This is a genomic window from Streptococcus himalayensis (genome assembly GCF_001708305.1).
Classification (GTDB): Bacteria; Bacillota; Bacilli; order Lactobacillales; family Streptococcaceae; genus Streptococcus; species Streptococcus himalayensis.
Map to the genome: position 1 here is coordinate 2,197,665 of NZ_CP016953.1, position 26,259 is coordinate 2,223,923.

The following is a 26,259-nucleotide window of genomic DNA, read 5'->3' on the forward strand; positions in this document are numbered from 1 at the left end:
CCTTTCCTTAGATTAAAAAGGTATTTATTCTGTTCGTGTTTAAGATGACAGATTTACCGTTTGATACAAGCTGTAACCTTCGTAGTAATAACTGTGGTCAATCCCTTTCATATACAGTTCTCGACTTGTAATATCATCTGTTAATGCCTGTTTTAATACATGCTTCATTTCCGTATCTCGAATAGGGCTTCTTTCCATAGCAAGTAGGTAATCTTCTTTATCAACTTTCGACCAGTCAATCACCTGTCCTAACTCAACTTTTAACAGGTGGTCTAACCAAATACGCATACTTCGGCCATTTCCCTCACGAAAAGGATGGGCAATATTCATTTCCACATACTTCTCCACAATCTCTTCAAAAGTAGATTGAGACATCTTTTCGATATGATCAAGCGAGGTCTGTAAATACATGACCGGCGCAAAACGGAAATTTCCTTTCGCTAGATTAACTGTCCGCACATGACCAGCAAATTCATAGATTTCCTCAAAAAGAAAATGATGGATAAATAAAAGTGTCGCAACAGTCCCTGCTGGTTTATCAGCTATAAGATTTTCTTCAAATAAACGTTTGGCACGAATTTTACTGATTTTTTCTTCCTGTCTAGCCAATTCGAGAGAATCTGTTATTTCCAATCTATTTTCTAAAACCATAATTGCTCACTTTCTGACATAACTTTACATGCCCACATTTCAAATGGAAGACAACACTTAAACAACTAAAACGATATTTTTTAGTTGTTCAAGTTAGTGAGGCAGCTAGCTTGACCGCCCGATAGCGGTAAACGTGCTAACAGGGAGTGGGACTCAATCGTGATTTCGAAGAAATCGATTTTGTCAATTTCGCTTTCTCATTTTTAGGCTCAAGTATTAACAGTCCACTGGACTGTCCCAGCCTCTATTAAGTACTGCATTAAAACACCGTCGCTTCTTCCAAGGTAAACTTGACGTTATCTTCAATCCACTTGCGGCGAGGTTCAACCTTATCTCCCATGAGGACCGATACTCGGCGTTCCGCTCTTGCTAAATCTTCAATAGTCACACGAATCAGCGTACGGGTGTCAGGATTCATGGTGGTTTCCCAGAGCTGGTCTGCGTTCATCTCTCCAAGGCCCTTGTAGCGTTGCAACATGGCACCCTTGCCGAAGTCCTTGCGGAGTTGCTCCAGTTCATTATCCGACCACGCGTAGGCAATTTTTTCCTGCTTACCTTTTCCCTTACTCATCTTATAAAGTGGCGGCAGTGCAATATAGACCTTACCAGCCTCCACTAAGGGACGCATATAGCGGTAGAAAAAGGTTAAGAGGAGTGTCTGAATATGAGCTCCATCCGTATCCGCATCGGTCATGATGATAATCTTGTCGTAATTGGCATCTTCCAGATTAAAGTCCGAACCAACACCAGCTCCAATGGTATAAATCATGGTATTGATTTCTTCATTTTTGAGAATGTCTGCCATCTTAGCCTTGGCGGTATTGATAACCTTTCCTCGAAGGGGCAAAATAGCCTGAAATTTGCGATCTCGTCCTTGTTTGGCAGATCCGCCGGCTGAATCTCCCTCGACCAGATAAAGTTCGTTTTTGGCTGCATTTTTGGACTGGGCTGGGGTTAATTTCCCTGATAAGAGGCCCTTATCCTTCTTGTTTTTCTTACCATTTCGGCTTTCATCGCGGGCTTTGCGTGCTGCTTCTCTCGCATCTCTTGCCCGAATGGCCTTGCGAATGAGATTAGAAGCTAATTCGCCATTTTCCAAAAGAAAGAAGGTTAATTTTTCAGATACGATACTATCAACTGCTGGACGAGCAAGGGGGCTGCCTAGCTTGTCCTTGGTCTGTCCTTCAAACTGCAAATGCTCCTCAGGTACCAAGATCGACAGGACAGCTGCCAGACCTTCTCGGTAATCGGATCCTTCCAAGTTTTTGTCCTTTTCCTTGAGAAGACCTGTTTTTCTAGCATAGTCATTCATGGCCTTGGTAATGGCAGTCTTAAGCCCTGTCTCATGCGTTCCACCGTCTTTGGTACGAACGTTGTTGACAAAGGAAAGAATATTATCTGAATAGCCATCATTATACTGAAGCGCCACTTCAACTTGGAATCCACTCTCTTCCCCATCGAAATACAGAACAGGTGTCAAGGTTTCCTTGTCTTCATTCAGATAACTAACGAAATCCTGCACGCCATTTTCATAGTGGAATTGGCTTTCTTCTCCTGTCCGCTCATCCAGTAGGGTCAAGGTTACTTGTTTCAAGAGAAAGGCTGACTCATTTAACCGCTCCGCAATGGTATTGTACTTGAAATCAGTCGTTGAAAAAATACTGCTATCTGGCATAAAACGAACCTTAGTGCCAGACTTAGACTTGGGAGCTGTCCCAACCTTTTCCAGTCCTGTTACCGGTTTACCACCAGTTTCAAAACGCTGGCGATACACAGCTCCGTCACGTGTAATTTCCACTTCTAGCCAACTAGATAGGGCATTCACTACAGAAGAGCCTACACCATGTAAGCCTCCTGAAGTCTTATAACCACCCTGACCGAATTTACCTCCGGCATGAAGCACTGTAAAAATAACCTCTACTGTCGGAATCCCCATGGCGTGCATCCCAACGGGCATACCACGCCCATGGTCCGATACACTCAGGCTACCGTCTTTATGAATGGTGACATCAATCTGGTCTCCAAATCCTGATAAGGCTTCATCGACTGCATTGTCCACAATTTCCCAGACCAAATGATGGAGTCCAGCCCCGTCGGTTGACCCAATATACATCCCAGGACGTTTCCGGACCGCATCCAGCCCTTCTAAGACTTGAATCGCATCATCATTGTAATTGTTAATATTGATTTCCTTTTTTGCCACAAGGAACCTCCTGTGTTGTTCATCCTTACTATCTTACAGGTTTTTTTCTATTTTTGCAAATGCCAATCGGTTTAAAAAGCTTATCTCCGAAACCCAAGAACAAAAATCCGCCCTATCTGTGAGCACGACAAATGCATGCCGAACATGTCATTTTCAGATAACTTTTTTACTATGAAATTTTATGATAATCCAGATGAAAACAGTGATGAACTAGCACACATCTGTATATGACCTGAAAATGTTAAAACATATATGTCTTTAGAAAATACTTGCATGTATTTTTTTCTTTCCTGCGGTGTGATCTGTGAGAAGAAAGGCTGGTTTTTTATCGCCATTTTTGTTATACTAAAACCATGACAGATCTACATGAATTCATCCAACAACAGGCTGCAGGTGGGCTAAAAGTGAAGCCCGATGAACAGCGAAAATTTCTGGAAACCTTTGAAGAGCGGGTAATTGTCGATGCGACCTTGGAAGAGATTAACAATCCGCTGTTAAAAGAGTATTTCTCCCACATACTTACAGCGATTAAGGCAGATTTTCAGCCTGTTTTGGTCAAAATCTCTCCAATGATGACAACCAAGGATCAATTGTTTTATCTCAAAACTGCCCAAGATTTGGGCTGTGAATCAACGATTGTCAGCGAAGATTGCCAGTCTCCTTTGGGACTCGTTATTCATACAGACCATGCTGTGGAAATAGAAGACAAGGATATGATGACTCGCTATGCTCCTCTCTTGTTACCAGCAGAAGAAAAGGCTACACAGAAAACTAAAAAACTTTCCTTTTGGAAAAAATTATTTCAATAATCACAAAAATCAGCGATCCATCATTCGCTGATTTTTAAGATATTGCCAATATTACGAGCCGTACGAATCACATTTTCCTTGGCATGAAGCAAGGTCTCCTCTAAGCTTTCCACTTGTCTAAGAATGGAAAAAGCTGCTTTTATATTCTCGATTGGAAAAGCTGGAAGGTCTGCTCCCAAACTGCCACAGATGGCAAGGACTGGCACATGCTTAGGAGCTCGTCTTGCCACACCAAAAGGTGCCTTTCCCCTGATAGACTGACGATCCATCTTGCCTTCGCCGACAATCAAGAGATCAGCCTTCTGGCACCGCTCCTCAAAATCGAGCAAATCCAAGCATACATCAATGCCCGAGACAATCTTGCCCCCAGCAAAAGCGACTAAGCCTGCGGTCACTCCTCCTCCAGCCCCCGCTCCTGCTAGGGATAACACGTCGGAATAAAAGGTGCTGTAAAATTGTTCCATCGCCTGATCCACAGCAGGCATGAGAAAGGAGGGCAAACCTTTTTGTTCTCCAAAGACATACGTTGCCCCTTCAGGTCCACACAAGGGATTGCAAACATCGGTTAAAATCTGAAGTTCAAGTTGAAAAATCTCCTTTGGCACACATTCTGAGGATACGCGTGCCACACGCCCCAGCGAACTCCCTTTGGCCTGCAAACGATGACCGTCCTCATCAAAAAATGCATAGCCAAGACCAGCTGCAAGGCCCAGACCCCCATCATTTGTCGCAGAACCACCGACACCGACCAAGACTTTTGTCACACCGTCTTTGGCCAAATGAACCAATAATTCTCCCAATCCTCTCGTTTCTAAGGCTAGGGGATTTCGTTTTTCTCGTGGAATGAGGCCCAAACCAACCAAATCTGCCATTTCAAACAAGGCTAAGGATCCTTTTCGTCCATACGGCATGACTACCTGCTCTCCAAAAGGACCAGTCACAAGGAGTTCCTGACGTTCTGCTCCTAAAACCTGATTTAAACTAGCAATCGTTCCTTCCCCTCCATCGCCCACAGGCATGAGATCAAATGTCGCTGTCGGCAGAGCCTCAGACAACCCGGTCTGGATACAAATCGCCACTTCCTCAGCTGTCAAGCTCTCCTTAAAGGAATCTGGGGCAATCAAAATATGCATGGGGGCCTACTTTCTCTTCACAGATTGAATCAGATGCCAGACCTGATACAAATCGTATTCGTTAATCTGATACGGAGCGGCTTTTCGCACCACAGGCTTAGCGTTAAAGGCAATTCCAATTCCTGCTGTCTGAATCATCGGTAAATCATTTGCCCCATCGCCCACGGCAACCGTCTGAGAAATGGCTAGCTGATTTTCCCTTGCCCAGTGCAGAAGACACTCCTTCTTGGTTTCTTTGGTGATAATCTCACCCAGTACCTGCCCTGTTAGAAAACCATCTTTGATTTCCAAGCGATTGGCCATGACATAATCAATCCCTAATTGGCTAGCGATGCTGTCCACAGTTTCGTGAAAACCACCCGATACCACGCCAATTTTATAGCCCTCATGCTTGAGCCTGTCAATCAATTCATGGGCCCCCTTGGTCACATGAACCTTATCCAAGACCTCCTCAAAAATACTTTGGGGAAGACCCTTTAAAAGCGCTACACGGGCATAAAGAGCCTCTTTAAACTCTAATTCCCCTCGCATAGCTCGCTCAGTAATCCTAGCTACCTGCTCTCCAACACCCGCTGCTTCTCCCAGTAAATCAATGACTTCTTCTTGAATAAGGGTGCTATCCACATCCATAACCAAAAGACCTGTTACTGCTGTCATTTATCCTTACCTTCTTCTTTTTCTTCACCATTTTCCATGGCTTTTTTAAAGGATGAGATCATTTTACCAATCGATTCGCCCAACTCTGGTAAGCGTTTTGGTCCAAAAATCAAGAGGGCGCCCAAGACCAAGATAATCATTCCCGGTGCACCAATATCACGTAAGATTCCCATATTAGGTTCTCCTTTTTTCTTTTTTTCGATAGAGCCATTTACTGATACCGACACTTACTTCATAGATGAGGATAAGGGGAACCGTCATGGCTAAATCACTTGTAAAATCAGCTGGCGTGATAACTACTGCAATCACCAGCAAGGTAAAGTAGGCATGTCTTCTATATTGTACCAAAAATCGTGGACTAAGGACACCAAGGGAGGTCAAAAATGCCACTAAAACAGGTATTTCAAACAAAACAGCCATCGGGATTGTCGTATGCAACAAGAAAGCCAGATAATTTTGTGCTGTTAATTGCGTATCAAAGAGCCCATCCCCAAAGGACAAAAGAACCTGTAAAAGAGCTGGGCTGACCAGATAAAACCCAAATAGTAAGCCCAAGACAAAGCAACAAAAGACCGCTGGGATGTACCAGAAAATACTTCTGGCTTCTCCTTTATCAAGTGCTGGAACTACAAAAGCCCAAACTTGATAGGTCAAAAACGGCAAGGTCAGCGTAAAGGCTAGGAGGCTGGCTATATTGATATAAATCCATAATATATCGTTAGGACCCAAAACAATCAATTTCTGAGAAAATCCCTGAGTCAAAAACTGGTAAATACTTCTCGAAAAACAGAGACTGATCAAAAAACTAACGAAGAAAAAAGATAGGGTCCACATAAAGCGACTTCGAAATTCGGTCAAATGCTCGACAACGGTTAGTTCTTGTTTAGTGTGCATGATGTTCTCGATTCTTCCACGTTAAGCAAGCAATCAAGAGGATGAGAAAGACCTGTGGTAGCAGAATTTCTAGACTTGGATACAGACCGATCACATCTATTGTAGGAATACCTCTCACTACATGACTCGGGAGGATATTGGTCAATTGTAAGGCATGGATACTAACTCCCAACATCTTAAAGGCCAGGGCATAAATCAGCCAAGTCAGATAGAAAAATACCTTATGTGGCTTGATTTTGCTCGTTGTTTTCAGCATGACAACAGCCAAGAGTAAAAGGACTAAAAAGGCTAGACCAATTCCTAATAGAAAGTCATTGAGGCTAATCTTTGGTAGGATACCTGCATAAAAGAGAATGGTTTCTGCCCCCTCACGAAAGACCGCTAGAAAACTCAAAGCAAACATTGAAAGGAAACTACCGCTTGCCGTCACCACCTGCATCTGCTGCTCCATATAGGCATTCCACTTCTTGACAGAAGATTTACTATGGAGCCAAATACCAATGACAACCATCATCACAACCGCAACAATCCCCACCAAGCCCTCAATGATTTCACGATTGGCACCAGAGGAGAGCCTTGGGAAAAATTGGTGCAAGGCAATCGCCAACAGGGCACTGGCTAATAAACCGACGACAGCTCCGCCATAAACCCAAAGCAAGCCTTTTTTCTGCTTGCTCGCTTTTAGAGTAGAGACTAGAGCTAGCACGATGAGAAGAGCCTCAACTCCCTCCCGCAGAAGGATTAGCATCGCATCGAAGACAGTGTAGCTGGCTGAGGGATCAATGCTTGCCAAATCCGCAATCAGTTGGGCGAGCTTTTCTTGATAAGCCGCTTCGTCACCGCGTACCATGATAACGGGCGACTCACTCTCGACCCGAGTATAAAGACTTGGATTCCGTGTACTAACATCTCCTTCAATGGTCGGCCAAATGGTGATAAATTCCTTCATCAGAGAAGCCCCTTTGGTCTTATCACCCGCTTCAAAAGCAGTTTGTGCTTGCTTGAGCAGATCAATCCCATCTGTTAAGGTTACATCCGTTGCAGCTGTAGCTACCTTTTGACCAGCTACAAAGGCTTGAATAGCATTTTTTAAATCATCAAATGATGTTTGAATACTGCCATAGTCTACAGGTTCTGTTTCAATACTACTGCGTAAGAAAGAAATGGCTGTTTCAATTTTTCCGTAATGCCCTGTGCTAGTATCACGAACAATGCCTTCATTCACTGTCCACGTACTATTGAGTTTTTTGTAGTTCTCCTTGACACTGTCAATCTCCTTGCGCTCAATCGCTTCCTGCAAAAGGTCAAAGGCAGGAGATAACTTGTTCATCAGTTTTTCTTTTTCAGCAGTGACATCAACAGGATGTTGTTCCGCCTCAAAGTCCAACAAGGCTTTAGAAACAGCCACTAGTTTTTCTTCTGTCGGTTCTTGTTCCAATTCCGCTAGGCGGTTGGTCACCATCTGACCAGCCTTGGAATCATAGTTATCGACCTGTGTGAAATCTTCCTGCAACTGAGCAATCAACTGCTCTGCCCTTTCCTTATCCCCTTTGTTCAAGGCTGTGGTCGCATCTGTAATCGTGATAAAGAGATGACTATAGGAATCCTCTGCCGAAACAGGTCTTGCAAAAAAGACGAAAGCAAGTAAGGCAAGGAGTGCCAGTTTATTCAAATAAGGCTTGACCAATGTACTCTCCTTTTTTTACGCCAGCAAAGCAAGCAAATAAACCACTTCCGACATGGGTGATATACTCGTTCATCTTATCCATATTTCCCAAATTGTTTTGAATGGTGATAAATTGCTCTGGATTTTTTTGGAAAGAAATAAACAGTAAGCCTGAGTCAAACTGACCTGTTTTTTCATCAATTCCATCTGAATACGAATAAGAGCGACGGTAGATTTCAACACCTGTTTCCTTTGCTAGTCTGACATGAGAATCAACGGGCACAAGTGGCTCGCCCTTATCGTCTTTTAAGTCCAAATCAACTTCATCAAACTCATCTTTCTTTCCAAAGGGTGCACCGCTTTCCTTGTAGCGACCAAAGGTATTTTCCTGTTCATTGAGGCTGGTTCTGTCCCATGTTTCCAGAAACATTTGGATACGGCGGACTGCCATATAGGTGCCTCCCCGCATCCAGTTAGAATCCTCACACCAGATGATATCCTGAAATTGCTCTTTTTTCGTCGCATTTGCCGTGCCATCTTTAAATCCAAACAGGTTGCGTGGCGTCTCTTTGCGGTTACCAATCGCTGCAAAACCAGCTTGACTCCATTTCATGGTTACGAGGCTGCGACCTTTTCGGACGAGATTTCGGACAGCATGAAAGGCCACTTGTGCATCGTCAGCACAGGCTTGGATAACAATATCCCCTCCAGTATAGGCTTCCTTGAGCTGATCCCTTGGAAAGACTGGCAAAGCTCGAAATTCTTTTGGTTTCTTACTTTCCAATCCTAGCTTGGTCAAGAAAGCGGGTGAAATCCCAAAAGTAAGGGTCAGGCGGTGAGGATTCAGGCCAACCGTTTCCCCTGTATCAAATGGTGGAAGATAGCCATTATCTCCATCTTCTTTTACTAGCTTTCCAGTCACTAATTTCTCACTGTAATCTGTCCAATCCTTGAACATCTGAATGACTTCAGCCTTGTCTGTTGAATGCAGGTCAAGTACAACAAAATACACATTTTTCTGGGTCGGAGTCACGATTCCTGCCTGATGTTCTCCATAAAAAGAAATGTCTTCTTGTCCGTCTGATTTTGCAATTTCGTCTGTCACTTTATGCGCGAAAAAAGCAGACGCACCTGAGGCACCGAGCGCAAGCCCAGCTCCTCCTATACCTGCTTTTTTTAAAAATTCGCGACGATCCATTTTCTTCTCAAACCATTTTTCGTCTTTTGTCATTTCTTACTTCCCGTCCAAGATAATCCCCATTTGAGACAGTGGCTCACCGAGTTTGGTCACAGCCTCAGCTAGTTTTTTGGTGTCTTCCTTACTCAAATCTGTGTAGAGTTTATAATGCGTATCATCTGTCATGTATTGATCCAGCAGACCATTCACATTCTTGAATTCTTTTTCAAGAGTCGTAACAAGACTAGCATCTTTATTCTCCAAGCTTGGCTTAAAGAGTTCAAAAATCTTCTCTGCTCCTTCAATGTTGGCTTTGAAATCATATAAGTCTGTGTGGGAATACACTTCTTCTTCCCCGGTAATCTTGCTTGTAGCTACTTCGTTGAGCAAATCAACGGCTCCTGTCAACATCATCTCAGGTGTCACTTCAACAGTCGCAATTTTCGCTTTTAATTCCTTGATGTCATTGACCAATTGATCCGCATACTGTTCCGTACCTGTTGTGGTATTTTCTTCCCAAAGAATCTTTTCAATGCGGTGGAAACCTGACCAACCTTCCTCAGTCTTATTCTCTTCCATGTAGTCAACCAAGCGGAAATCAATTTTCACATCTGATTCGCCAAAGCTTTCTGCAATCGGTTCTGAACGCTCATAGGCCATCCGAATGACTGGATAGACTTTCTTCGCTTCTTCTAATTTGCCATCTTTGAGTAATTGGGCAAAATTTTCCGTATCGGTCAACAATTGTCCAATCTGCTCTTCTACAAATGCCTTGTAATCAGCCGTTGCTTTGTCCAATGCTTGTTGACTCACTTGAACCATTGTGCTTTCACTTGTTGCCTGCTTTTCTTGTGTTGCAGGTGTGCATGCGGTCAATAAAGCTACCGATACTAAAACAATACCAAGTTTTTTCATAGAAACTCCTTCTTTAGTTTTAACATGTTTCTAGTATAGCACAGTTTTTCTCATTTTCAAAGAATTATCAGACAATTTAATAATTAGGAATAATTCTAAAAAAGTAAGAACCCAATTCTAGGTCACTGAAAAAGTCAGCATGATAGAAACGATAACAAATAATCTAAAAATCTAGAATAGCAAAATAAAAACCGAATGATGGAACCTTAATCTCTTTTGAGAAAGCACCATCATTCGATTTTTATCACATTATTGATTATCAAAAAGCTTGTTCAACGAACCCATCAAACCCCTACTTTTTTACATACGAGCTAAGCAATGGTTTCTTTTTTCTCAATCAGGACAATGGTCCACATCATCAATAAGGTTACAAGGAGTAAAATCAGCACCAAAGGATGCCATGAACCAAAGCGAGAATAGCTATACCCCAAAAAGACTGGTCCTGTCGCTGCAATCAAGTACCCGCCTGTTTGAACCATACCAGAAAGCTGGGCAGTAGCCTGAGTTGTGCTGGTTTTGAGGGATAGCGAGAGCATCAAATAAGGAAAGAGCACACTGACTGAAGCCCCAAGGAGCAAATGAATCACGAGCCACATCATAAAATTCCCTGGCGCAATGAGAATAAGGAGCAAGCCTACAACCATGATAGAAGAGACACCAAGCATGACTTTTGCCCGCTCTTCTTTTTTCAATCGCGCAACGATTGTCGGCGTTACCATAGAAATGGGAATACTGATAAAGCTAAAAATACCAGCTAAAATGCCAGCCTCAGAGCCGGTCAAACCAGCCGTTCTCGCCATCGTTGGCAACCATGTTAACTCTGTATAGTAAATAAGAGACTGAAGACCGCCAAAAATCAGAAAAATCCATGCTGTTTTATTGGTCCACATCGAGGGAAGAACAACTCCTTCTTTTTTGCGTTTTGCTCGACTTTGTCTGCTTAGGTTGGGCAACCAAACAACCAAGGCTAGACCAATCACCGCTGTTAAAAGAAGGATAAACGTCTTCCAAGAACTAGCGGATACAGCCGGCACAGCCACAACCGAACCAACCGTCGCCATAGCTCCCATTGTAGTGATGTAAAGCGTCGTGTAACGACCGACTTGCTTTGGAAAATAAGTCGAAACCAAACTGGGCAATAAAACATTGATCACTGCAATCCCTGCCCCCAACAACATAGTTCCTATAAATAAAAATGGTAGATTGACAATTCTCATCACAGACCCTAATAACATCGTAGTTAAGACCAGAGTGATCAGCCATTCATTGCCGAACTTCTTAGCAAGGAGCGGTGCCAAGGAGGAACACAGGGCAAACATGATGAGGGGAAGCGAGGTCAAGATGCCTAATTGACTGACAGGCACCCCCAGTCCTGTCGCAATATCTGTTAAAATAGGCGGAATAGCCGTAATAGGCACCCGCATCACAGCTCCTAGCATAATCAAGCCAAGAACGATGGGTGTTGAATTCTTCTTCATATCTCTCACTTTCTCTGGATAAAATAGGGATAGGCGAAATCTAATCTCAACACAATCAAACTGTCTTACTCCCTACCATCTCATCAGCTTCAGAAACCTGAGCTAAAAATTTTCCTACTATTACTCTATAAAAAATCAAAATCTGACTAGGCTCCACAATTGAGAATTGTGAAAGGTGATCGATAAAACTAGCCTAGCTTGTATCCTAAAGACCGTAGGTAAAACTAGAGGTTACGCTGGGAGTGAACAACGTCAGATGTTGATTGTTGACGAGTATAGGGACAAAAAAGGAAAAGGTTGAGTAAGAACAACTCAACCTCACACTGTCTTACTCAATGCCAATTTCCTTGCGGACAACTTCTACAATCGTATCCACATAGTAATCAACTGCTTCATCAGTCGGCGCTTCTGCCATGACCCGAAGAAGAGGCTCTGTTCCACTTGGTCGCACTAAGATACGACCATTTCCAGCCATCTCTTCTTCCATTTGTTCAATAATGGCTTTAATAGCAGGAACTTCCATCGCCTTATCTTTCATGGCGTTTTCCACACGGATATTGACTAATTTTTGTGGATAAATCATCACTTCACTCGCTAATTCAGAAAGGGTTTTGCCTGTTTCTTTCATGATTTTAGTCAACTGAACCCCACTTAATTGTCCATCTCCTGTGGTATTATAATCCATGATGACCACATGTCCAGATTGCTCACCACCTAGATTGTAGCCAGATTTTCGCATTTCTTCGACTACATAGCGGTCTCCGACAGCCGTCACTGTCTTGCGAATGCCTTCGCGATCCAAGGCCTTATGGAAACCGAGATTAGACATTACGGTTGTGACGATCGTATTTTGAGCTAACATTCCTTTTTCAGCCATGTACTTCCCAATGATATACATGATTTTATCACCATCCACGATGGTTCCCGTCTCATCAACAGCAATCAAGCGGTCGCTATCCCCATCAAAGGCAAGACCAATCGCTGCCCCACTTTCTTTGACCAAATCTTGAAGGGCTTCAGGATGGGTAGAACCTACCTGATGGTTGATATTCAAACCATCTGGAGTTTCACCAATGACACTGAGTTCTGCTCCAAGGTCTGCAAAAATTTGTCGAGCACTGGTTGCTGCAGCACCATTTGCAGTATCCAAGGCCACATGCATGCCATCCAAAGCAAGACCTGTGGAAACAAGGTATTGTTGGTACTTACGCAAACCTTCTGGATAATCCATAACGTGCCCTAAACCTTGAGCACTTGGACGAGGAAGGATATCTTCTTCAGCATCTAAAAGGGCTTCGATTTCCAACTCACGGTCGTCATCGAGCTTATAGCCATCTCCACCGAAAAACTTAATCCCATTATCAAGAGCAGGATTGTGGCTGGCTGAAATCATCACGCCCGCACTCGCTTTTTCAGATTTCACGAGATAGGCCACTGCCGGCGTTGCAATAACTCCTAATTTATAAACTTGAATACCTACAGACAAAAGCCCCGCAATCAAGGCGTGCTCCAACATTTCTCCGGAAATCCGAGTGTCACGCCCGACAAAAACCCGCGGAACATCTTGTTCATGCTGACTCAAGACGTAGCCTCCAAAACGACCTAATTTAAAGGCCAGCTCTGGTGTCAACTCAACATTGGCCTCACCGCGAACCCCGTCCGTTCCAAAATATTTTCCCATTTTTTATAATTTTTCCTTTCAACACTAATGTGAACTGCTGGATGATGTGGTGCTGAAATCAGACGAGCTACTTGAGCTGGAACTGATCGTTTTCACCGTCACCTTAACAGTCGTTTCAAGCGGTGTGACCACACTTGATAAAATTTCACGATTTTCATCAACCGCCTGCAAGGATAGGGTGGCAGAGTAATTCCCTGAAATCACCTCGTTAACAGGCAACAGGGCCTCGACATGGTCAATCCGCTCCAAAGTCGCTTCATCGCTGGTGACAACAACTTCCTTCTCGCCCAAACTAATCGAATCAATCAGAATGCCTGACGCTACTTGAGTCGGCTCATAGCTGAATTTGACTTTCACCGTTTTACTAGCCTTCTTCCCAATCCTGACACTTATTTTATCGGGATTCAGGGTAGCTGTCAAGCCGCTCGGCAAATTCTCAATCTTCAATGGCACTTCTATGGTCCCATCTCCCTTGCCTGAGAGATCCGCTACCACCTTAAATCTGCGGGTGCTCTCTTGCATCTCGCTGGCTAGCGTCAAGCGATTTGAACCCGTCAAGACTACAGAAACATCCGTTGATAGACCACTGACAAAATACTCATCACTATCATAACGCGTCTCAATCGGTACATTTGGCAAGGTATTGGTATAGGTCTCTGACTTGGTCTGACGTGCATTGGTATTATTTTGGTAATTACTGGAGCTTGCATAGATAAATAGAACTAGGGCAAAAAAGAGGGAGGAGATGATATACCAGATTTTTTTTGCTTTCATACTTTTCCTCCTTTAATCCATTTTTTGTACCAGGATTGCGTTTTTGGCTGTTCATTCAATAAGACTTTGCGCAATTCCGCTTCAAATTCATCTAAGCTTAAATCATGTTTGAAAACACCGTTATGGGTCACAGAAATGCCACCTGTTTCTTCTGAAACGATAAAGGTAAAGGCATCTGATACTTCGGACAAACCAATAGCAGCCCTGTGTCTGGTCCCAAATTCCTTTGAGATACCAGTGCTTTCTGTCAGCGGCAAATAGGCACAAGAAACTGCGATTTTATGATTGGCCACAATCACAGCCCCATCGTGCAAAGGCGTATTGGGAATAAAAATATTGATCAACAATTCTCCTGAGATATCCGCATCTAACGGAATGCCAGTCGATATATATTCCTGCAAAGTTCGACTTCCCTGAATAGCGACCAAGGCCCCAATTTTACGCGGGCTCATATAAGCAACGGATTTGACAAAGGCTTGGATCATCTTTTCTTCTACACTAATAGGTGCCGTAGCAAACAGCTCTGTGGCTCTCCCCAACCGCTCTAATCCCGTCCGAATCTCTGGCGTGAAAATCACAACCGCAGCGATGGCTCCATAGGTAATCACTTGGTTAATAAGCCAGGATACCGTCACAAGTCCTATCGCATTCGCTAGAATTTGTGCCAAAATAAAAACCAGCACTCCACGCACTAAAATCATGATTTTCGTGCCTGCAATGGCCTTTGAAAAATGGTACAACAACCAGGTAACTATCAAAATATCAATAACATTGATGATTAAACTCCAAGGACCTGAAAATAGACTCGCCCAATACTGTAAATTGGACAATTGTTGAAAATTCATACCGCTTTGCCCCTCCTTTACCAAAAAAACAATCTACACACTATTATAGCATGTTTTGAGAAAGATTTCTCTCCTTTTAGATTTATTTTCCTACAAAAGAAAGCCTTTTTATGGTACAATACCTCTATGAAGATAAATACAGTATTTGGAAAACTAGCGGGAAAAACTTCCCAAGCAATTTTAAAACAACTCGGACGTGGCTCTACCCTTCCCGGGAAAATTGCCCTTCATTTTGACAAGGATATTCTACAAAGTCTAGCGGCAGACTATGAAATCGTAGTCATCACAGGAACCAACGGAAAAACCCTCACCACAGCCCTGACAGTCGGTATTTTGTCAGAAGCTTTTGGGACAGTCGTGACCAATCCTAGCGGTGCCAATATGATTACTGGCATCACCACCACTTTTTTGAGTGCAAAAAAAAGTAAGACTGGAAAACCTATTGCGGTTCTTGAAATTGACGAGGCCAGCTTGTCACGGATTTGCGACTACATCAAACCAAGCCTCTTTGTTCTGACAAATATTTTCAAGGACCAAATGGACCGTTACGGAGAAATCTACACAACCTATCAAATGATTTTAGATGCTATCCGAAAAGTGCCTTCTGCAACGGTTTTGATGAACGGAGACAGTCCCTTGTTTAACTCGGTTTCCTTAGACAATCCAATCCAATATTATGGCTTTGATACACAAAAAACAGAGCCGCAATTGGCTCATTATAATACCGAAGGTATTTTATGTCCTAAGTGCGACCACATCCTCAAATATCGCTTAAATACCTATGCCAATCTTGGAGATTATAGCTGCCAAAATTGTAGCTTTGCTCGCCCAGCCCTTGATTATAAGGTGACGCAACTCAGCAAATTAACCCACCAAAGTTCTGACTTTGTGATTGATGGGCAAGCCTATCACATCAATATCGGTGGTCTCTACAATATCTATAATGCCCTTGCAGCCGTTTCAATTGCCCAATTTTTCAAGGTAGAACCACGTATTATCAAACAAGGCTTTGAAAAAAGTCGTGCTGTCTTTGGTCGCCAAGAAACCTTCAAGCTTGGTCAAACGGAATGTACCTTAGTCCTTATTAAAAATCCTGTCGGAGCAACTCAGGCTCTAGAAATGATTAGCCTTGCTCCCTTTTCCTTTAGTCTATCGGTTCTCCTCAATGCTAATTATGCAGATGGGATTGATACTAGTTGGATTTGGGATGCAGAGTTTGAACGCATCATGGAAATGGAAATTCCTGCAATCAACGCTGGAGGTGTCAGACACTCAGAAATCGCAAGACGTTTACGGGTAACAGGCTATCAACCTGAGCAGATTACTGAACATGCAACGATTTCAGAGATTCTAGAAACCATTAAGACACAAGAAACCAAACACGCCTATATTCTAGCCACCTACACAGCCATGCTGGAAATACGCGAATTACTAGCAGAACAAGGTATCATTAGAAAGGAGATGGACTAATGGTTTATACTTCCCTACAATCTCCAAAGGATAAAGAATATTCTTACGAACTCCGCATTGCCCATCTCTATGGTGATTTGATGAACACCTATGGAGACAACGGCAATGTACTTATGCTTAAATATGTTGCTGAAAAATTAGGAGCCAAGGTTCAAGTGGATATCGTCTCGCTCAAAGATGAGTTCGACCAAGAATTTTATGACATAGTCTTTTTCGGTGGTGGCCAAGACTATGAGCAGTCCATCGTGTCGCTTGATCTGCCTAGTAAAAAAGAGAATCTTCAATCTTTTATTGAAAACAATGGCGTTGTCATGGGAATCTGTGGCGGATTTCAGCTTCTCGGTCAATACTACATTCAGGCTTCTGGTCGTCGCATCGAAGGCTTAGGAATTTTAGGTCACTATACGCTCAACCAACACAATAACCGCTATATTGGAGATATTAAAATTCACAATGAAGAATTTAATGAGACTTATTATGGCTTTGAAAACCACCAAGGTCGAACCTTCTTATCAAGCGATGAAAAACCACTGGGTAAGGTCATCTATGGCAATGGAAATAATCAAGAAGATGGTACAGAAGGCGTTCATTATAAAAACGTATTCGGAAGCTACTTCCACGGTCCAATCCTCTCCCGTAATGCCAATTTAGCTTATCGCTTGGTCAGTACAGCCTTGAAAAATAGATACGGTACAGAGCTTCCCCTCGCCTCATTTGATGAGATTTTATGGCGGGAAACCCCTGAAGAATATGGCGATGTCAAAAGCAGAGCTGACTTTAAAGAACAAGACTAGGAGATTTTATGAAAAACTACATTCGCTACATTCTACTACTCGTAACCATTCTCCTGATAGCTGGATTATCGGTTGCGAACTTTGAAACAGTCCAGGTTAATTATCTCTTTGGTGAGTTCAAGTTACCTTTGATTATCTTAATCTTACTATCCGTTTTATTGGGTTCCTTGGGAACCTTTCTCATCAGTATGCCTAAAAACTTCTCCTTACAACAAAAGCTTAAGAAAACGCAAAAAGAATTGCAGACAGCTCAGCAGCCACTAGAAAGCAAAAAAGAAGAACAAGCCTAATCTCACAAAATCCATAAAAAAACTGATTTTCTATCCTAACCAGAAAATCAATTTTTTTATTTTCCAATCTCTGAACCCTCTTTCTAGCTAGAATTCCCAAAGAGATTGACAAGCCCTCTTTCCTAAAACTTCCAATACTTATTTTGAGGATATTTGATACATGATACACTACATAGAATCCACACTGGGCGAATATCTCTCGCTCATGCCCTATCACCACTACTATTTCATTCCCATCACTTCCCTGTCTCCACAGTCAATAGACGCTCGTTTTATCATCTGCTTTAAGGCAGATCATCAACTCTCTGTTGTCAATACGAATGATAAACAGGGAGCTAGCTCAACGTTTCATTTAGCAACTTTCTTTGATAAAGAAACTATTCTAGCTGGTATCGCTGCTGTTCCCATTGCCTCACTGCATACCGTTCACATTTTTGAATACCCTCAAGAATTAGAGCAAATTTATTCTGTTCCCAAGCTTACATACCTGATTGATACCTACTATCGGCATCCGTCTGTCATGGATTATCTCAAAACAGATATACACAATGCCAAACAGATTGAAAAGCTAGAGCAGGAGGCTATTCTTCGTGAAAAAATAACAACAGACTACGATCCTTTTCGTTACACCACGAGAGCTGATAAAAAAGACAATGCTCAGGATGAAACATTGACTGTTATTGCTGCCAAGGACTACGAAGGTATTCAAAATTTCCAGCCTTTTCTCCTATCAAAACGAGGTAGCAAGGTGTTGAGCGTGCCTGCCAGCTATACTGATTCTGTAACCAAAGAAACTGCTACAATTGAAATTATGGGATGGTATTTTTACGAGAAACAATTGAAAATCAGCTGGAAACCCAAACACACTCGTAAAAGTCGGTGGCGTTCTTCCCTCTTATCAGTAGATATTCGCTCAGGAGACTACTTTTTTCAAGGTGAAGTCTTCAAACATAAGACCGCCCCTATCTTTTTAAAACATTTGGATTTCGGGCACCGCATTTCAGCAATCTATCAGGAAGATATTCAAGTACAATTCCAAAGGCTCATTCAACTCATTGACAATCAAAAACGCAAAGCTCTACTGCGCAGAGTCGAACTTCGCCGATAAGTCAGACCTTCGAAAATCTTACATCATCAAAAATCTATTTTCATGGGCTAAGATGATCATTGACATGTCATGACTGTAAAGATTAAAATCCCAGCTTGCTTGAAGGACGAGCTGGGATGTTTGACTATACATTCGAACTAATACTCAATAAAAATTCAACGTTAGCATTTTTATCACTTTCTTAGATGATTTAGAAATAAGTTCCCTTTTTTCTATCTTCATTTCATTTACTGAAGTAGCATCCTATTTGCTTCACTTAGCTTGTTTTATTTTTTAGATAAAAAGCTATTTTTATACTCAATGAAAATCAAAAGTAGCGATTTTGGGCCTTTCTTAGATGTTTCCTACCCCTTTTTTATCACTGTTCTTTTCATCTGCTGAAAAAAGCATCCTGTTTAACTTATTTAGCCCACTTCATTTCATAGAAAAATAAATTTTTATATATGCACATCTGTTTTTGAAATTATACTTAACAAAAATCAAATTCTGATGTATAATAGTCCTATGAACGCTACACAAGAACAAATCACAGAACTCAAATCAGCTCTCAAGGCTAAACACCTCTCTGCCTATCACAAACGGATTCAAGCGGTCTATTTACGCTCTCAAAAGTTGACCTACAAGGCCATTTCTGACTTAATCGGTTTATCTCATGATACGATTTGGCGTTTGGTGAAAAAATATGAACAAGAAGGCCTCTCTGCCCTTACCCATGATGCACGAGGGGGGCGTCATCGTTCTTATCTTACTTACGAAGAAGAAAAAGCATTCTTAGAAGAACAGTTTGTTGGTAGTGCTTCAGGACAATTTGTCACTATTGCAGAAATGCACGAGGCTTATCAAACTAAAATTGGGAAACAAACGACGCGAGAAGGGTTTTATGCACTGTTGAAGCGTCACGGTTGGCGCAAAGTAACACCAAGACCTGAACACCCTAAAAAGGCAGATGCCAAAACGATTTTGGCGTCTAAAAATAAAATCTACCTTCAAGAAGACGAGAAAGCGCTTTAAGAATAGTAGACGTTACCAGAAGGTCAGACTCATGTACCAAGATGAAGCAGGATTCGGACGGATTAGTAAAATTGGGAAGTCTTGGGTGCCAAAAGGAGTACGACCTCATGTTCACAGCCACTATATTCGAGAATATCGCTACTGCTATGGAGCTGTCGATGCCCATACGGGGGAATCTTTCTTTATCATTGCTGGGGGATGTAACACCGATTGGATGAATGAATTTTTAAGACAACTGTCCCAAGCCTACCCTAATGACTATATCTTACTCGTGATGGATAACGCCGTATGGCATAAATCACGGACGTTAGAGAAACCTACCAACATTGGCTTTGAGTTCATTCCACCTTATACGCCTGAGATGAATCCCATTGAACAAGTCTGGGCTGAGATTCGTAAGAGAGGTTTCAAGAATAAGGCCTTTAAGACGCTTGACGATGTCATTAGCAAGCTGCAAGAAGTGATTCAATGTCTGCATTGGTCTGTGTTAAAACCCATTGTTCATAGAAATTGGCTCTTTTCAGATTTTGATGTTAAATGAGTATTAAATGAGTATTACAATGCAATAAGTACGATGTAACCGCCCCATAACGAGGTGTCTATGATATTTTCCACGCCTCTAGTATACTGTTATCAGAAAACAGAACTGGAGGCTATTGTGATGTCACAACCTATTGTTCCTTTGGAAACGCCCCAATCTCGTCGTTTTGATAAGAAAAACAAAAACGAGATGGTGCTGAAAATGCGTATTGGAAAAGTTGAACTAAGCTTGTTCCAATCTCTTCATCAAGAAACACTGGAAACTATTTTAGATAAGGTACTTGCTTATGAGCATTCAACTCAGTGATTTAGGGCAGGTCTATCTGGTTTGTGGCAAAACGGATATGAGACAGGGGATTGATTCGCTGGCTTATCTGGTAAAAAGTCAGTTCAACCTTGATCCCTTTTCTGGTCAAGTTTTTCTCTTCTGTGGCGGCCGCAAAGATCGTTTCAAGGTCCTTTATTGGGATGGACAAGGTTTTTGGCTACTCTACAAACGATTTGAAAACGGCAAACTCACTTGGCCTAATGATGAACATGAGGTCAAAGCCTTAACTTCCGAGCAAGTAGACTGGCTGATGAAGGGATTTTCGATAATGCCTAAAATAAAACCTACAAAAAGTCGTGATTTCTATTGAAATCATGGCTTTCTTTTCGGTATAATAAAGAAAACTGGAGGGTGAGACTATGGAAGAGTTATTAGCCATTATTAAACAACAAGCAGCTGTTAACCAACAACTCACAAATGAACTTGCTCTTCTTCGTGAACAAGTAGCTTACTTAACTCAAAAACTTTATGGCAAGTCATCAGAGAAAGTTGCGTATCAACCTGGTCAGCTAAGTCTCTTCGAAGAAGAACCACTTCCTGAAGAAGACGCTGACTTACCCAGGTGACACAGAAACGATTACCTATAAACGTAAGAAAACCAAGGGAGTTCGTCAGGCTGTTTTCAGTCAGTTTACTCCAGAGATGGTTCATCATGAACTAAAAGGCGAAGACTGCACTTGTCCAGACTGTCATGGTCAATTGAAAGAAATTGGTTCTTGTATTCAACGGCAAGAGTTGGTCTTCATCCCTGCACAATTGAAGCGGATTGACCATGTCCAACACGCTTACAAGTGCCAGAACTGTAGCGAGAAGAATTTTAACGATAAGATTATCAAGGCTCCTGTTCCGAAGGCTCCTTTGGCACATAGCCTAGGGTCAGCCTCCATTATTGCCCACACCATTCATCAGAAATTCAATCTCAAGGTCCCCAACTACCGCCAGGAAGAGGATTGGAACAAGCTTGTCTTGCCAATCACACGGAAGGAAGTCGCCAACTGGCACATCAAGTCTAGTCAGTATTATTTCGAGCCGATTTATGACCTTCTGCACGAGAAATTACTAGAACAGCCTGTTCTCCATGCGGATGAGACTTCTTATAGGGTCTTGGAAAGTGATAGTCAGTTGACTTATTATTGGACCTTCTTGTCTGGGAAGCATGAAGAACAGGGAATCACTCTTTATCATCACGATAAAGGGCGGAGTGGCTTGGTTGTGAAGGAGTTTCTTGGAGATTATACAGGCTATGTACATTGTGATATGTGGTCGGCCTATAGGCAGTTAGAACGAGCTGAGTTGGTTGGTTGTTGGGCTCATGTCAGAAGATCTTCTTCGAGGCGACGCCTAAAAAGGCAGACAGGACTTCCTTGGGTGCTAAGGGATTAGCCTATTGCGACCGTCTATTTGCCTTGGAGAATGATTGGGCAGATTTGTCTAGCGAGGAGCGACTACATAAACGCCAGACAGAGTTAGCCCCTTTGATGGATGAGTTCTTCGACTGGTGCCGCAATCAATCTATTTTACCTGGGTCAAAACTTGGTCGTGCGATAGAGTATAGCCTTAAGTATGAAGAACTATTCAAGGCAGTTCTTCAAGATGGTCGCTTGGTTCTATCCAATAATGTAGCAGAACGCGCTATTAAGTCCTTGGTCATGGGACGGAAAAATTGGTTGTTTTCCCAAAGTTTTGAGGGAGCTAAAGCAACTGCCATTATCCTGAGTTTACTGGAGACAGCTAAGAGGCATGGTCTTGATTCAGAGAAATACATCACTTATCTTCTAGACAATCTACCAAACGAGGAGTCACTCGCAAAAAAGGAGATTCTAGAGGCTTATTTACCGTGGACTGAACGAATTCAGAACAACTGCAAATAGAAAAGTTCCAGAGTCAAGCAAGACTTTGGAACTTTTTCAATATACCTCGTTATGGAGCGGTTACAGTACGATTAGCATTTTTGGGCTCTATAATATCTGTAGTGGGTAAATCCACTGTAGAGATTATGGAGCCTTTTTCAGTGTAGAAAAAAAGTCCCATATGACCTATAATGAAAAGCGATAAAACCATCATTTAGAAAGACTCATATGGAACAACTAAATCTTATCACAAATTTTCTCAAAATGAAAGACAAAAATATCACGATCACTAATGAATGCGACATGGGAACTCACTTAGAACTCCACGGTCACTTGGATTACACAGCCCCTAAATGCCCTTCCTGCAAGGGACAAATGGCTAAGTACGACTTCCAGAAAGCCTCTAAAATCCCCTACTTAGAAACTGCTGGCTACCCGCTACTTATCCGCCTTCGAAAGCGTCGTTTCAAGTGCAAGGAATGTGGGAAAATAGCGGTCGCTGAAACTCCTATTGTTAAGAAGAACCATCAAATCTCTGTCGCTGTCAACCAGAAAATCACACAATTACTCATCGAAAATCAAGCAATGACACATATCGCACACAGACTTTCCATTTCAACATCTACAGTTATTCGAAAACTCAATGAGTTTAAGTTTGAAACGGATTGGGATAAGCTTCCAGAAGTCATGTCCTGGGATGAGTATGCCTTCAAGAAAGGGAAAATGAGCTTTATCGCTCAAGATTTTGACACAAATAACATCATCGCTATTCTTGATGGAAGAACGCAAGCTACCATCCGAAATCACTTCCTACGATACCCTAGACAGGTCAGAAACCGCGTTAAATTCATCACTATGGACATGTTTAGCCCTTACTATCAACTAGCCAAACAACTTTTTCCTCATGCTAAAATCGTGCTGGATCGCTTCCACGTTGTGCAACATTTAGCTCGTGCTATGAACCGTGTCCGCATACAAATCATGAATCAATTCGATAGAAAATCCCAGGAATACCGTGTCTTAAAACGCTACTGGAAACTGGTACAACAAGATAGCCGTAAACTCAGTGATAAACGATTTTATCGCCCTACATTTCGCATGCATTTGACCAATAAGGAAATCTTAGACAAGCTCCTATCCTACTCAGATGAGTTACGACAACATTATGAACTCTATCAACTTCTTTTATTCCATTTCCAAGAGAGGAACTCAGAGCATTTCTTTGACCTAATTGAGCAAGAAAGAGCCACTGTTAACCCTATTTTCCAGACGGTATTTAAGACCTTTCTAAAGGATAAGGACAAGGTTTTAAACGCTTTGGAATTGCCTTATTCCAACGCTAAATTGGAAGCTACCAATAATCTTATCAAAGTCATTAAACGAAATGCCTTTGGTTTCAGGAACTTTGAAAACTTCAAAAAGCGGATTTTGATTGCCTTAAACATCAAAAAAGAGAAGACCAAGTTGGTCCTCTCTAGATGTTAGCTGACATCTACCCACTACAGTTGACAAAGAGCCCATTTTTGAGCCAATAACACAAAAAAGACGGGTTCTCCCATCTTTTTCTTTATACAGTTTTTTCAACTTTCAAGATTTTCACTTGATAGCTACCAACAGGGGTTTCAATCGTTGCGGTATCCCCTGTCTTTTTCCCAATCAAGGCATGACCAATTGGACTTTCATTTGAGACTTTATTGACAAAGGCGTCTGCTCCTGCAGCCCCAACGATATGATAGACTTCTTCTTCAGACTCACCAATTTCTTGGAGAGTCACTGTCTTTCCGATCGCTACCTCGTCTTGAGCTACGGAGTCACTATCCACAATCTCGGCATAACGAATCTTCGTTTCCAAGCTCGAGATTTGTCCTTCTACAAAAGCTTGTTCATCTTTTGCTGCTTCGTACTCACTATTTTCAGAGAGGTCTCCATAAGAACGGGCAATCTTAATCCGTTCGACAACCTCAGGACGTCGAACTAACTTCAACTCCTCTAATTCTTTTTCTAATTTTTCCTTTTCTGCAAGGGTCATTGAATACGTTTTTTCTGCCATGTAATTTCTTCTTTCTATTTCTTCTTGTAAAAACAAAGGCTGGGACATGGTCCCAGTTTTTGTTTATTGTTGTCCTTGTTGCAACTTACTATTGACATGCTCTTGAACATTCTTTTCATGCTCTTCATAAGTATTTGCAAAATAAACAGCTCCGGTCGTTACATCTGCTACAAAGTAGAGATAATCTGATTTGTTTTGGTTGATGGTGGCATCAATAGCTGCCTTACTTGGGCTATCCACTGGCCCAGGCATCAAGCCGGTTTGGTTGTAAATATTGTAGGGTGAATCGATATTTGTATCAATTCCTGCATCTTCTGCCAAGGTTGTTTTTTGACCAAGTTTTCCTTGTGCATACAAAATCGCGATATTACTTTGTAGAGGCATTCCTTGATTGAGACGATTGTAGAAAACTCCTGCAATATCCTTGCGATCTTGGTCTGTCGATCCTTCTTTTTCGACGAGCGAAGCGAGAGTCAAGACATCGTTAACAGTCAAGTTTTTAGCTGCTAAACCTTCATAATAAGCTGACATGGTCTGATCCATGGCACCTAGCATCTCCTCAATCAAGCTTTCAACCGTTGTTTCTTCCTTGATGTCATAAGTAGCTGGGAACAAATAGCCTTCTAAGCGGTATTTCACACCATTCTCCTTGGTTGGCAAGGTAGCAAGAAGGGTTGGGTATTTGCCTGCTGCTTGAGCAATGAAAGCATCATCTTGGACTTTAGCTAGAAAGGCTTCTGCGCTGACCTTATCCTTGACTTCTTTTAACTCTCCAATTGCTTGTGCTATCTGGTCAATCGTGTACCCTTCTGGAATGGTTAACTTAGCTAAAGCTGGTGTAACTGCTTCTTCTGTTCCGCCTTCTTGGAGGGCTTTTGCGATACTGTCTGTATCCATGCTCTTTCTCAAGTTGTAAAAACCTGATTTAAAGGCCGCATAGTTTTTAAATTTCGCATAGAAATTAAACACCTGACCGTTTTTAATCAATCCTTCTTTTTCAAGAATCTTCCCAATTTCCTTGGTGCTAGACCCCGCAGGAATCTCTACGGTGACAAATTCTTTGCTGTCTGCATCAACTGGCTGCAAGGCAGAATGCACATAGTAGGCAAAGAAAGCACCCGTCGCGATAATGGCAATCGTTAAGAGGGCAAACACCGTTCCAACAATTTTTTTAGCAATATTGTTTTGGCGTTTTTGTTTGGTTTCCTTGGCTGCACGCTGCATGCGAGAAACAGATTTTTCAGCTGGCTTTGCTTCTGGTTCTCTCAAGGCACCCGTTGGAATAGGCTCTTTTACTTCAATGCCATTCGATGTAATTTCTGCCCCATCTCCCTTATAAGAAACAGACACCGGTGTTTTTAAGGTATTGTATTCCTTATCGTCCACTACGGGAGCTGGTTTTGGCTCTATCTTTTCTTGATAAGACGGTATCGGCTCTTCTGTTTCTGGTGCAACAAATTCCGCAGTTTCCGTCACGATGGGCTCTGACCAGTCTTCTTTACCTTCTGCAATCGACACTTTAGGTTCTTCTGTAGCTTCAGAATGAGCTTCATGTAGAAAATTTGCAATTCCTAATTTTTCTTCCAGATTCCCAACTTCTTCTGGTTTTTCTGGTAGCTCATTTCCCTTAGCTCTAGCCAAGTCACGCAAAATCTGCTCTTTAAAACTTAGCTTTTCTGTATCTTGTGAATTATCAGACAAATGCCTGTCCTCCTTGTTTATAATCCTCACTATTATATCTTAAAAGCAAAATAAATGCAATATCAAACGCTTTCTCCTCACGCAGTATCCACAAAGAAAACTCATGCAGTGTTTTCTAGCTACCTACATTTTTGAACATTTTCACGATATCTATTGATTTGGATTTATTTGCATCTACATTGTAAGAAAATTTCATGATAAAAAATATAATTTTTATGAAAAAACCTTATCTGA

General features: G+C 42.0%; 25 protein-coding genes and 1 pseudogene. 11 read left to right on the top strand and 15 right to left on the bottom strand.

Translation table 11 applies throughout. The features are described from left to right. Window positions 1-39 precede the first annotated feature (39 nt). Both fic and parE read right to left on the bottom strand, forming a co-directional pair. Entirely contained in the window at window positions 40-651 is a 612-nt protein-coding gene (gene fic, locus BFM96_RS10315) for a protein adenylyltransferase Fic (protein ID WP_068993886.1), read from the bottom strand. Between the two features lie 259 nt (window positions 652-910). Next, window positions 911-2,854: a DNA topoisomerase IV subunit B gene (gene parE, locus BFM96_RS10320; protein ID WP_068993889.1), complete on the bottom strand. Its 1,944-nt coding sequence runs from the start codon at window positions 2,852-2,854 to the stop codon at window positions 911-913. A gap of 353 nt (window positions 2,855-3,207) precedes the next feature. Here parE and BFM96_RS10325 point away from each other — a divergent pair, with 353 nt between their 5' ends. Further along, window positions 3,208-3,663, top strand: a complete 456-nt coding sequence (locus BFM96_RS10325) for a DUF1694 domain-containing protein (protein ID WP_068993892.1) — start codon at window positions 3,208-3,210, stop codon at window positions 3,661-3,663. Window positions 3,664-3,683: 20 nt separating this feature from the next. Here BFM96_RS10325 and BFM96_RS10330 read toward each other — a convergent pair whose 3' ends face one another. From BFM96_RS10330 to cdaA, 11 genes are all read right to left on the bottom strand, one after another. Continuing rightward, entirely contained in the window at window positions 3,684-4,796 is a 1,113-nt protein-coding gene (locus BFM96_RS10330) for a glycerate kinase family protein (RefSeq protein ID WP_068993894.1), read from the bottom strand. 6 nt (window positions 4,797-4,802) lie between these two features. Then, the gene (gene serB / locus BFM96_RS10335; protein WP_068993897.1) at window positions 4,803-5,453 is read right to left on the bottom strand and encodes a phosphoserine phosphatase SerB; all 651 of its coding nucleotides are present in this window, start codon (window positions 5,451-5,453) and stop codon (window positions 4,803-4,805) included. Beyond that, entirely contained in the window at window positions 5,450-5,626 is a 177-nt protein-coding gene (locus tag BFM96_RS10340) for a twin-arginine translocase TatA/TatE family subunit (protein ID WP_068993901.1), read from the bottom strand. The genes serB and BFM96_RS10340 overlap by 4 nt, the downstream gene beginning before the upstream one ends. Before the next feature lies 1 nt (window position 5,627). After that, entirely contained in the window at window positions 5,628-6,347 is a 720-nt protein-coding gene (gene tatC, locus BFM96_RS10345) for a twin-arginine translocase subunit TatC (RefSeq protein ID WP_068993903.1), read from the bottom strand. Further along, complete coding sequence (locus BFM96_RS10350) at window positions 6,337-8,034, bottom strand: FTR1 family iron permease (RefSeq protein ID WP_068993905.1); 1,698 nt, start codon at window positions 8,032-8,034, stop codon at window positions 6,337-6,339. The genes tatC and BFM96_RS10350 overlap by 11 nt, the downstream gene beginning before the upstream one ends. After that, a complete protein-coding gene (efeB, locus tag BFM96_RS10355) occupies window positions 8,012-9,244 on the bottom strand; it encodes an iron uptake transporter deferrochelatase/peroxidase subunit (RefSeq protein WP_068993907.1) in 1,233 nt (410 codons plus the stop codon). Before efeB ends, BFM96_RS10350 begins: the two co-directional genes overlap by 23 nt. Window positions 9,245-9,247: 3 nt before the next feature. Then, window positions 9,248-10,105 carry an iron uptake system protein EfeO gene (gene efeO / locus BFM96_RS10360; protein ID WP_068993909.1) on the bottom strand — a complete coding sequence of 286 codons (858 nt, stop codon included), beginning with the start codon at window positions 10,103-10,105 and terminating at the stop codon, window positions 9,248-9,250. A gap of 311 nt (window positions 10,106-10,416) precedes the next feature. Beyond that, the gene (locus BFM96_RS10365) at window positions 10,417-11,583 is read right to left on the bottom strand and encodes an MFS transporter (protein WP_068993911.1); all 1,167 of its coding nucleotides are present in this window, start codon (window positions 11,581-11,583) and stop codon (window positions 10,417-10,419) included. A gap of 328 nt (window positions 11,584-11,911) precedes the next feature. Then, complete coding sequence (gene glmM, locus BFM96_RS10370; RefSeq protein WP_068993914.1) at window positions 11,912-13,264, bottom strand: phosphoglucosamine mutase; 1,353 nt, start codon at window positions 13,262-13,264, stop codon at window positions 11,912-11,914. Between the two features lie 24 nt (window positions 13,265-13,288). Next, window positions 13,289-14,038, bottom strand: a complete 750-nt coding sequence (locus BFM96_RS10375; RefSeq protein ID WP_068993917.1) for a CdaR family protein — start codon at window positions 14,036-14,038, stop codon at window positions 13,289-13,291. Then, window positions 14,035-14,883, bottom strand: coding sequence for a diadenylate cyclase CdaA (gene cdaA / locus BFM96_RS10380; RefSeq protein WP_068993920.1), 849 nt, complete (start codon window positions 14,881-14,883; stop codon window positions 14,035-14,037). The genes BFM96_RS10375 and cdaA overlap by 4 nt, the downstream gene beginning before the upstream one ends. 126 nt (window positions 14,884-15,009) lie before the next feature. On the opposite strand from cdaA, the gene murT reads away from it, so the two are divergent. From murT to BFM96_RS10435, 10 genes and pseudogenes are all read left to right on the top strand, one after another. Beyond that, entirely contained in the window at window positions 15,010-16,353 is a 1,344-nt protein-coding gene (gene murT / locus BFM96_RS10385; RefSeq protein ID WP_068993923.1) for a lipid II isoglutaminyl synthase subunit MurT, read from the top strand. Continuing rightward, a complete protein-coding gene (gatD, locus tag BFM96_RS10390; RefSeq protein ID WP_068993926.1) occupies window positions 16,353-17,147 on the top strand; it encodes a lipid II isoglutaminyl synthase subunit GatD in 795 nt (264 codons plus the stop codon). Before murT ends, gatD begins: the two co-directional genes overlap by 1 nt. Before the next feature lie 8 nt (window positions 17,148-17,155). Further along, window positions 17,156-17,437, top strand: coding sequence for a lipopolysaccharide assembly protein LapA domain-containing protein (locus BFM96_RS10395; RefSeq protein WP_068993930.1), 282 nt, complete (start codon window positions 17,156-17,158; stop codon window positions 17,435-17,437). A 160-nt stretch (window positions 17,438-17,597) separates the two neighbouring features. Further along, a complete protein-coding gene (locus BFM96_RS10400) occupies window positions 17,598-18,545 on the top strand; it encodes a hypothetical protein (RefSeq protein WP_145939734.1) in 948 nt (315 codons plus the stop codon). A 504-nt stretch (window positions 18,546-19,049) separates the two neighbouring features. After that, a protein-coding gene (locus BFM96_RS11015; protein WP_145939735.1) for an IS630 family transposase occupies window positions 19,050-20,097 on the top strand; the annotation gives its coding sequence in 2 pieces (ribosomal slippage) (window positions 19,050-19,487 and window positions 19,489-20,097; 1,047 coding nt in all). 120 nt (window positions 20,098-20,217) lie between these two features. Continuing rightward, on the top strand, window positions 20,218-20,403 hold the full coding sequence (locus BFM96_RS10415) for a hypothetical protein (protein ID WP_068993935.1): 186 nt from the start codon (window positions 20,218-20,220) through the stop codon (window positions 20,401-20,403). After that, window positions 20,384-20,734: an IS66 family insertion sequence element accessory protein TnpB gene (gene tnpB / locus BFM96_RS10420; RefSeq protein WP_068993938.1), complete on the top strand. Its 351-nt coding sequence runs from the start codon at window positions 20,384-20,386 to the stop codon at window positions 20,732-20,734. The genes BFM96_RS10415 and tnpB overlap by 20 nt, the downstream gene beginning before the upstream one ends. A 49-nt stretch (window positions 20,735-20,783) precedes the next feature. Further along, window positions 20,784-20,990: an IS66 family transposase gene (locus tag BFM96_RS10425; protein ID WP_068993941.1), complete on the top strand. Its 207-nt coding sequence runs from the start codon at window positions 20,784-20,786 to the stop codon at window positions 20,988-20,990. Beyond that, a pseudogene (locus tag BFM96_RS10430) lies at window positions 20,962-22,295 on the top strand (IS66-like element short variant transposase). The gene BFM96_RS10425 and the pseudogene BFM96_RS10430 overlap by 29 nt, the downstream one beginning before the upstream one ends. Before the next feature lie 207 nt (window positions 22,296-22,502). Next, on the top strand, window positions 22,503-23,759 hold the full coding sequence (locus tag BFM96_RS10435) for an ISL3 family transposase (protein WP_068993944.1): 1,257 nt from the start codon (window positions 22,503-22,505) through the stop codon (window positions 23,757-23,759). An 82-nt stretch (window positions 23,760-23,841) separates the two neighbouring features. Here BFM96_RS10435 and greA read toward each other — a convergent pair whose 3' ends face one another. Continuing rightward, window positions 23,842-24,324 carry a transcription elongation factor GreA gene (gene greA / locus BFM96_RS10440; RefSeq protein WP_068993946.1) on the bottom strand — a complete coding sequence of 161 codons (483 nt, stop codon included), beginning with the start codon at window positions 24,322-24,324 and terminating at the stop codon, window positions 23,842-23,844. 63 nt (window positions 24,325-24,387) lie between these two features. Beyond that, entirely contained in the window at window positions 24,388-26,025 is a 1,638-nt protein-coding gene (mltG, locus tag BFM96_RS10445) for an endolytic transglycosylase MltG (protein WP_068993949.1), read from the bottom strand. Window positions 26,026-26,259: the final 234 nt, after the last annotated feature.

What these genes read in the sequence shown, in the direction of transcription:
- BFM96_RS10330 (WP_068993894.1), bottom strand. Translation starts at nt 4,796, where the DNA reads ATGCATATTTTGATTGCCCCAGATTCCTTTAAGGAGAGCTTGACAGCT.
- greA (WP_068993946.1), bottom strand. Translation starts at nt 24,324, where the DNA reads ATGGCAGAAAAAACGTATTCAATGACCCTTGCAGAAAAGGAAAAATTA.
- BFM96_RS10425 (WP_068993941.1), top strand. Translation starts at nt 20,784, where the DNA reads ATGGAAGAGTTATTAGCCATTATTAAACAACAAGCAGCTGTTAACCAA.
- glmM (WP_068993914.1), bottom strand. Translation starts at nt 13,264, where the DNA reads ATGGGAAAATATTTTGGAACGGACGGGGTTCGCGGTGAGGCCAATGTT.
- murT (WP_068993923.1), top strand. Translation starts at nt 15,010, where the DNA reads ATGAAGATAAATACAGTATTTGGAAAACTAGCGGGAAAAACTTCCCAA.
- serB (WP_068993897.1), bottom strand. Translation starts at nt 5,453, where the DNA reads ATGACAGCAGTAACAGGTCTTTTGGTTATGGATGTGGATAGCACCCTT.
- BFM96_RS10325 (WP_068993892.1), top strand. Translation starts at nt 3,208, where the DNA reads ATGACAGATCTACATGAATTCATCCAACAACAGGCTGCAGGTGGGCTA.
- cdaA (WP_068993920.1), bottom strand. Translation starts at nt 14,883, where the DNA reads ATGAATTTTCAACAATTGTCCAATTTACAGTATTGGGCGAGTCTATTT.
- BFM96_RS10415 (WP_068993935.1), top strand. Translation starts at nt 20,218, where the DNA reads ATGTCACAACCTATTGTTCCTTTGGAAACGCCCCAATCTCGTCGTTTT.
- BFM96_RS10400 (WP_145939734.1), top strand. Translation starts at nt 17,598, where the DNA reads ATGATACACTACATAGAATCCACACTGGGCGAATATCTCTCGCTCATG.
- gatD (WP_068993926.1), top strand. Translation starts at nt 16,353, where the DNA reads ATGGTTTATACTTCCCTACAATCTCCAAAGGATAAAGAATATTCTTAC.
- fic (WP_068993886.1), bottom strand. Translation starts at nt 651, where the DNA reads ATGGTTTTAGAAAATAGATTGGAAATAACAGATTCTCTCGAATTGGCT.
- BFM96_RS10375 (WP_068993917.1), bottom strand. Translation starts at nt 14,038, where the DNA reads ATGAAAGCAAAAAAAATCTGGTATATCATCTCCTCCCTCTTTTTTGCC.
- tnpB (WP_068993938.1), top strand. Translation starts at nt 20,384, where the DNA reads ATGAGCATTCAACTCAGTGATTTAGGGCAGGTCTATCTGGTTTGTGGC.
- efeO (WP_068993909.1), bottom strand. Translation starts at nt 10,105, where the DNA reads ATGAAAAAACTTGGTATTGTTTTAGTATCGGTAGCTTTATTGACCGCA.
- efeB (WP_068993907.1), bottom strand. Translation starts at nt 9,244, where the DNA reads ATGACAAAAGACGAAAAATGGTTTGAGAAGAAAATGGATCGTCGCGAA.
- BFM96_RS10395 (WP_068993930.1), top strand. Translation starts at nt 17,156, where the DNA reads ATGAAAAACTACATTCGCTACATTCTACTACTCGTAACCATTCTCCTG.
- BFM96_RS10365 (WP_068993911.1), bottom strand. Translation starts at nt 11,583, where the DNA reads ATGAAGAAGAATTCAACACCCATCGTTCTTGGCTTGATTATGCTAGGA.
- tatC (WP_068993903.1), bottom strand. Translation starts at nt 6,347, where the DNA reads ATGCACACTAAACAAGAACTAACCGTTGTCGAGCATTTGACCGAATTT.
- BFM96_RS10340 (WP_068993901.1), bottom strand. Translation starts at nt 5,626, where the DNA reads ATGGGAATCTTACGTGATATTGGTGCACCGGGAATGATTATCTTGGTC.
- BFM96_RS10435 (WP_068993944.1), top strand. Translation starts at nt 22,503, where the DNA reads ATGGAACAACTAAATCTTATCACAAATTTTCTCAAAATGAAAGACAAA.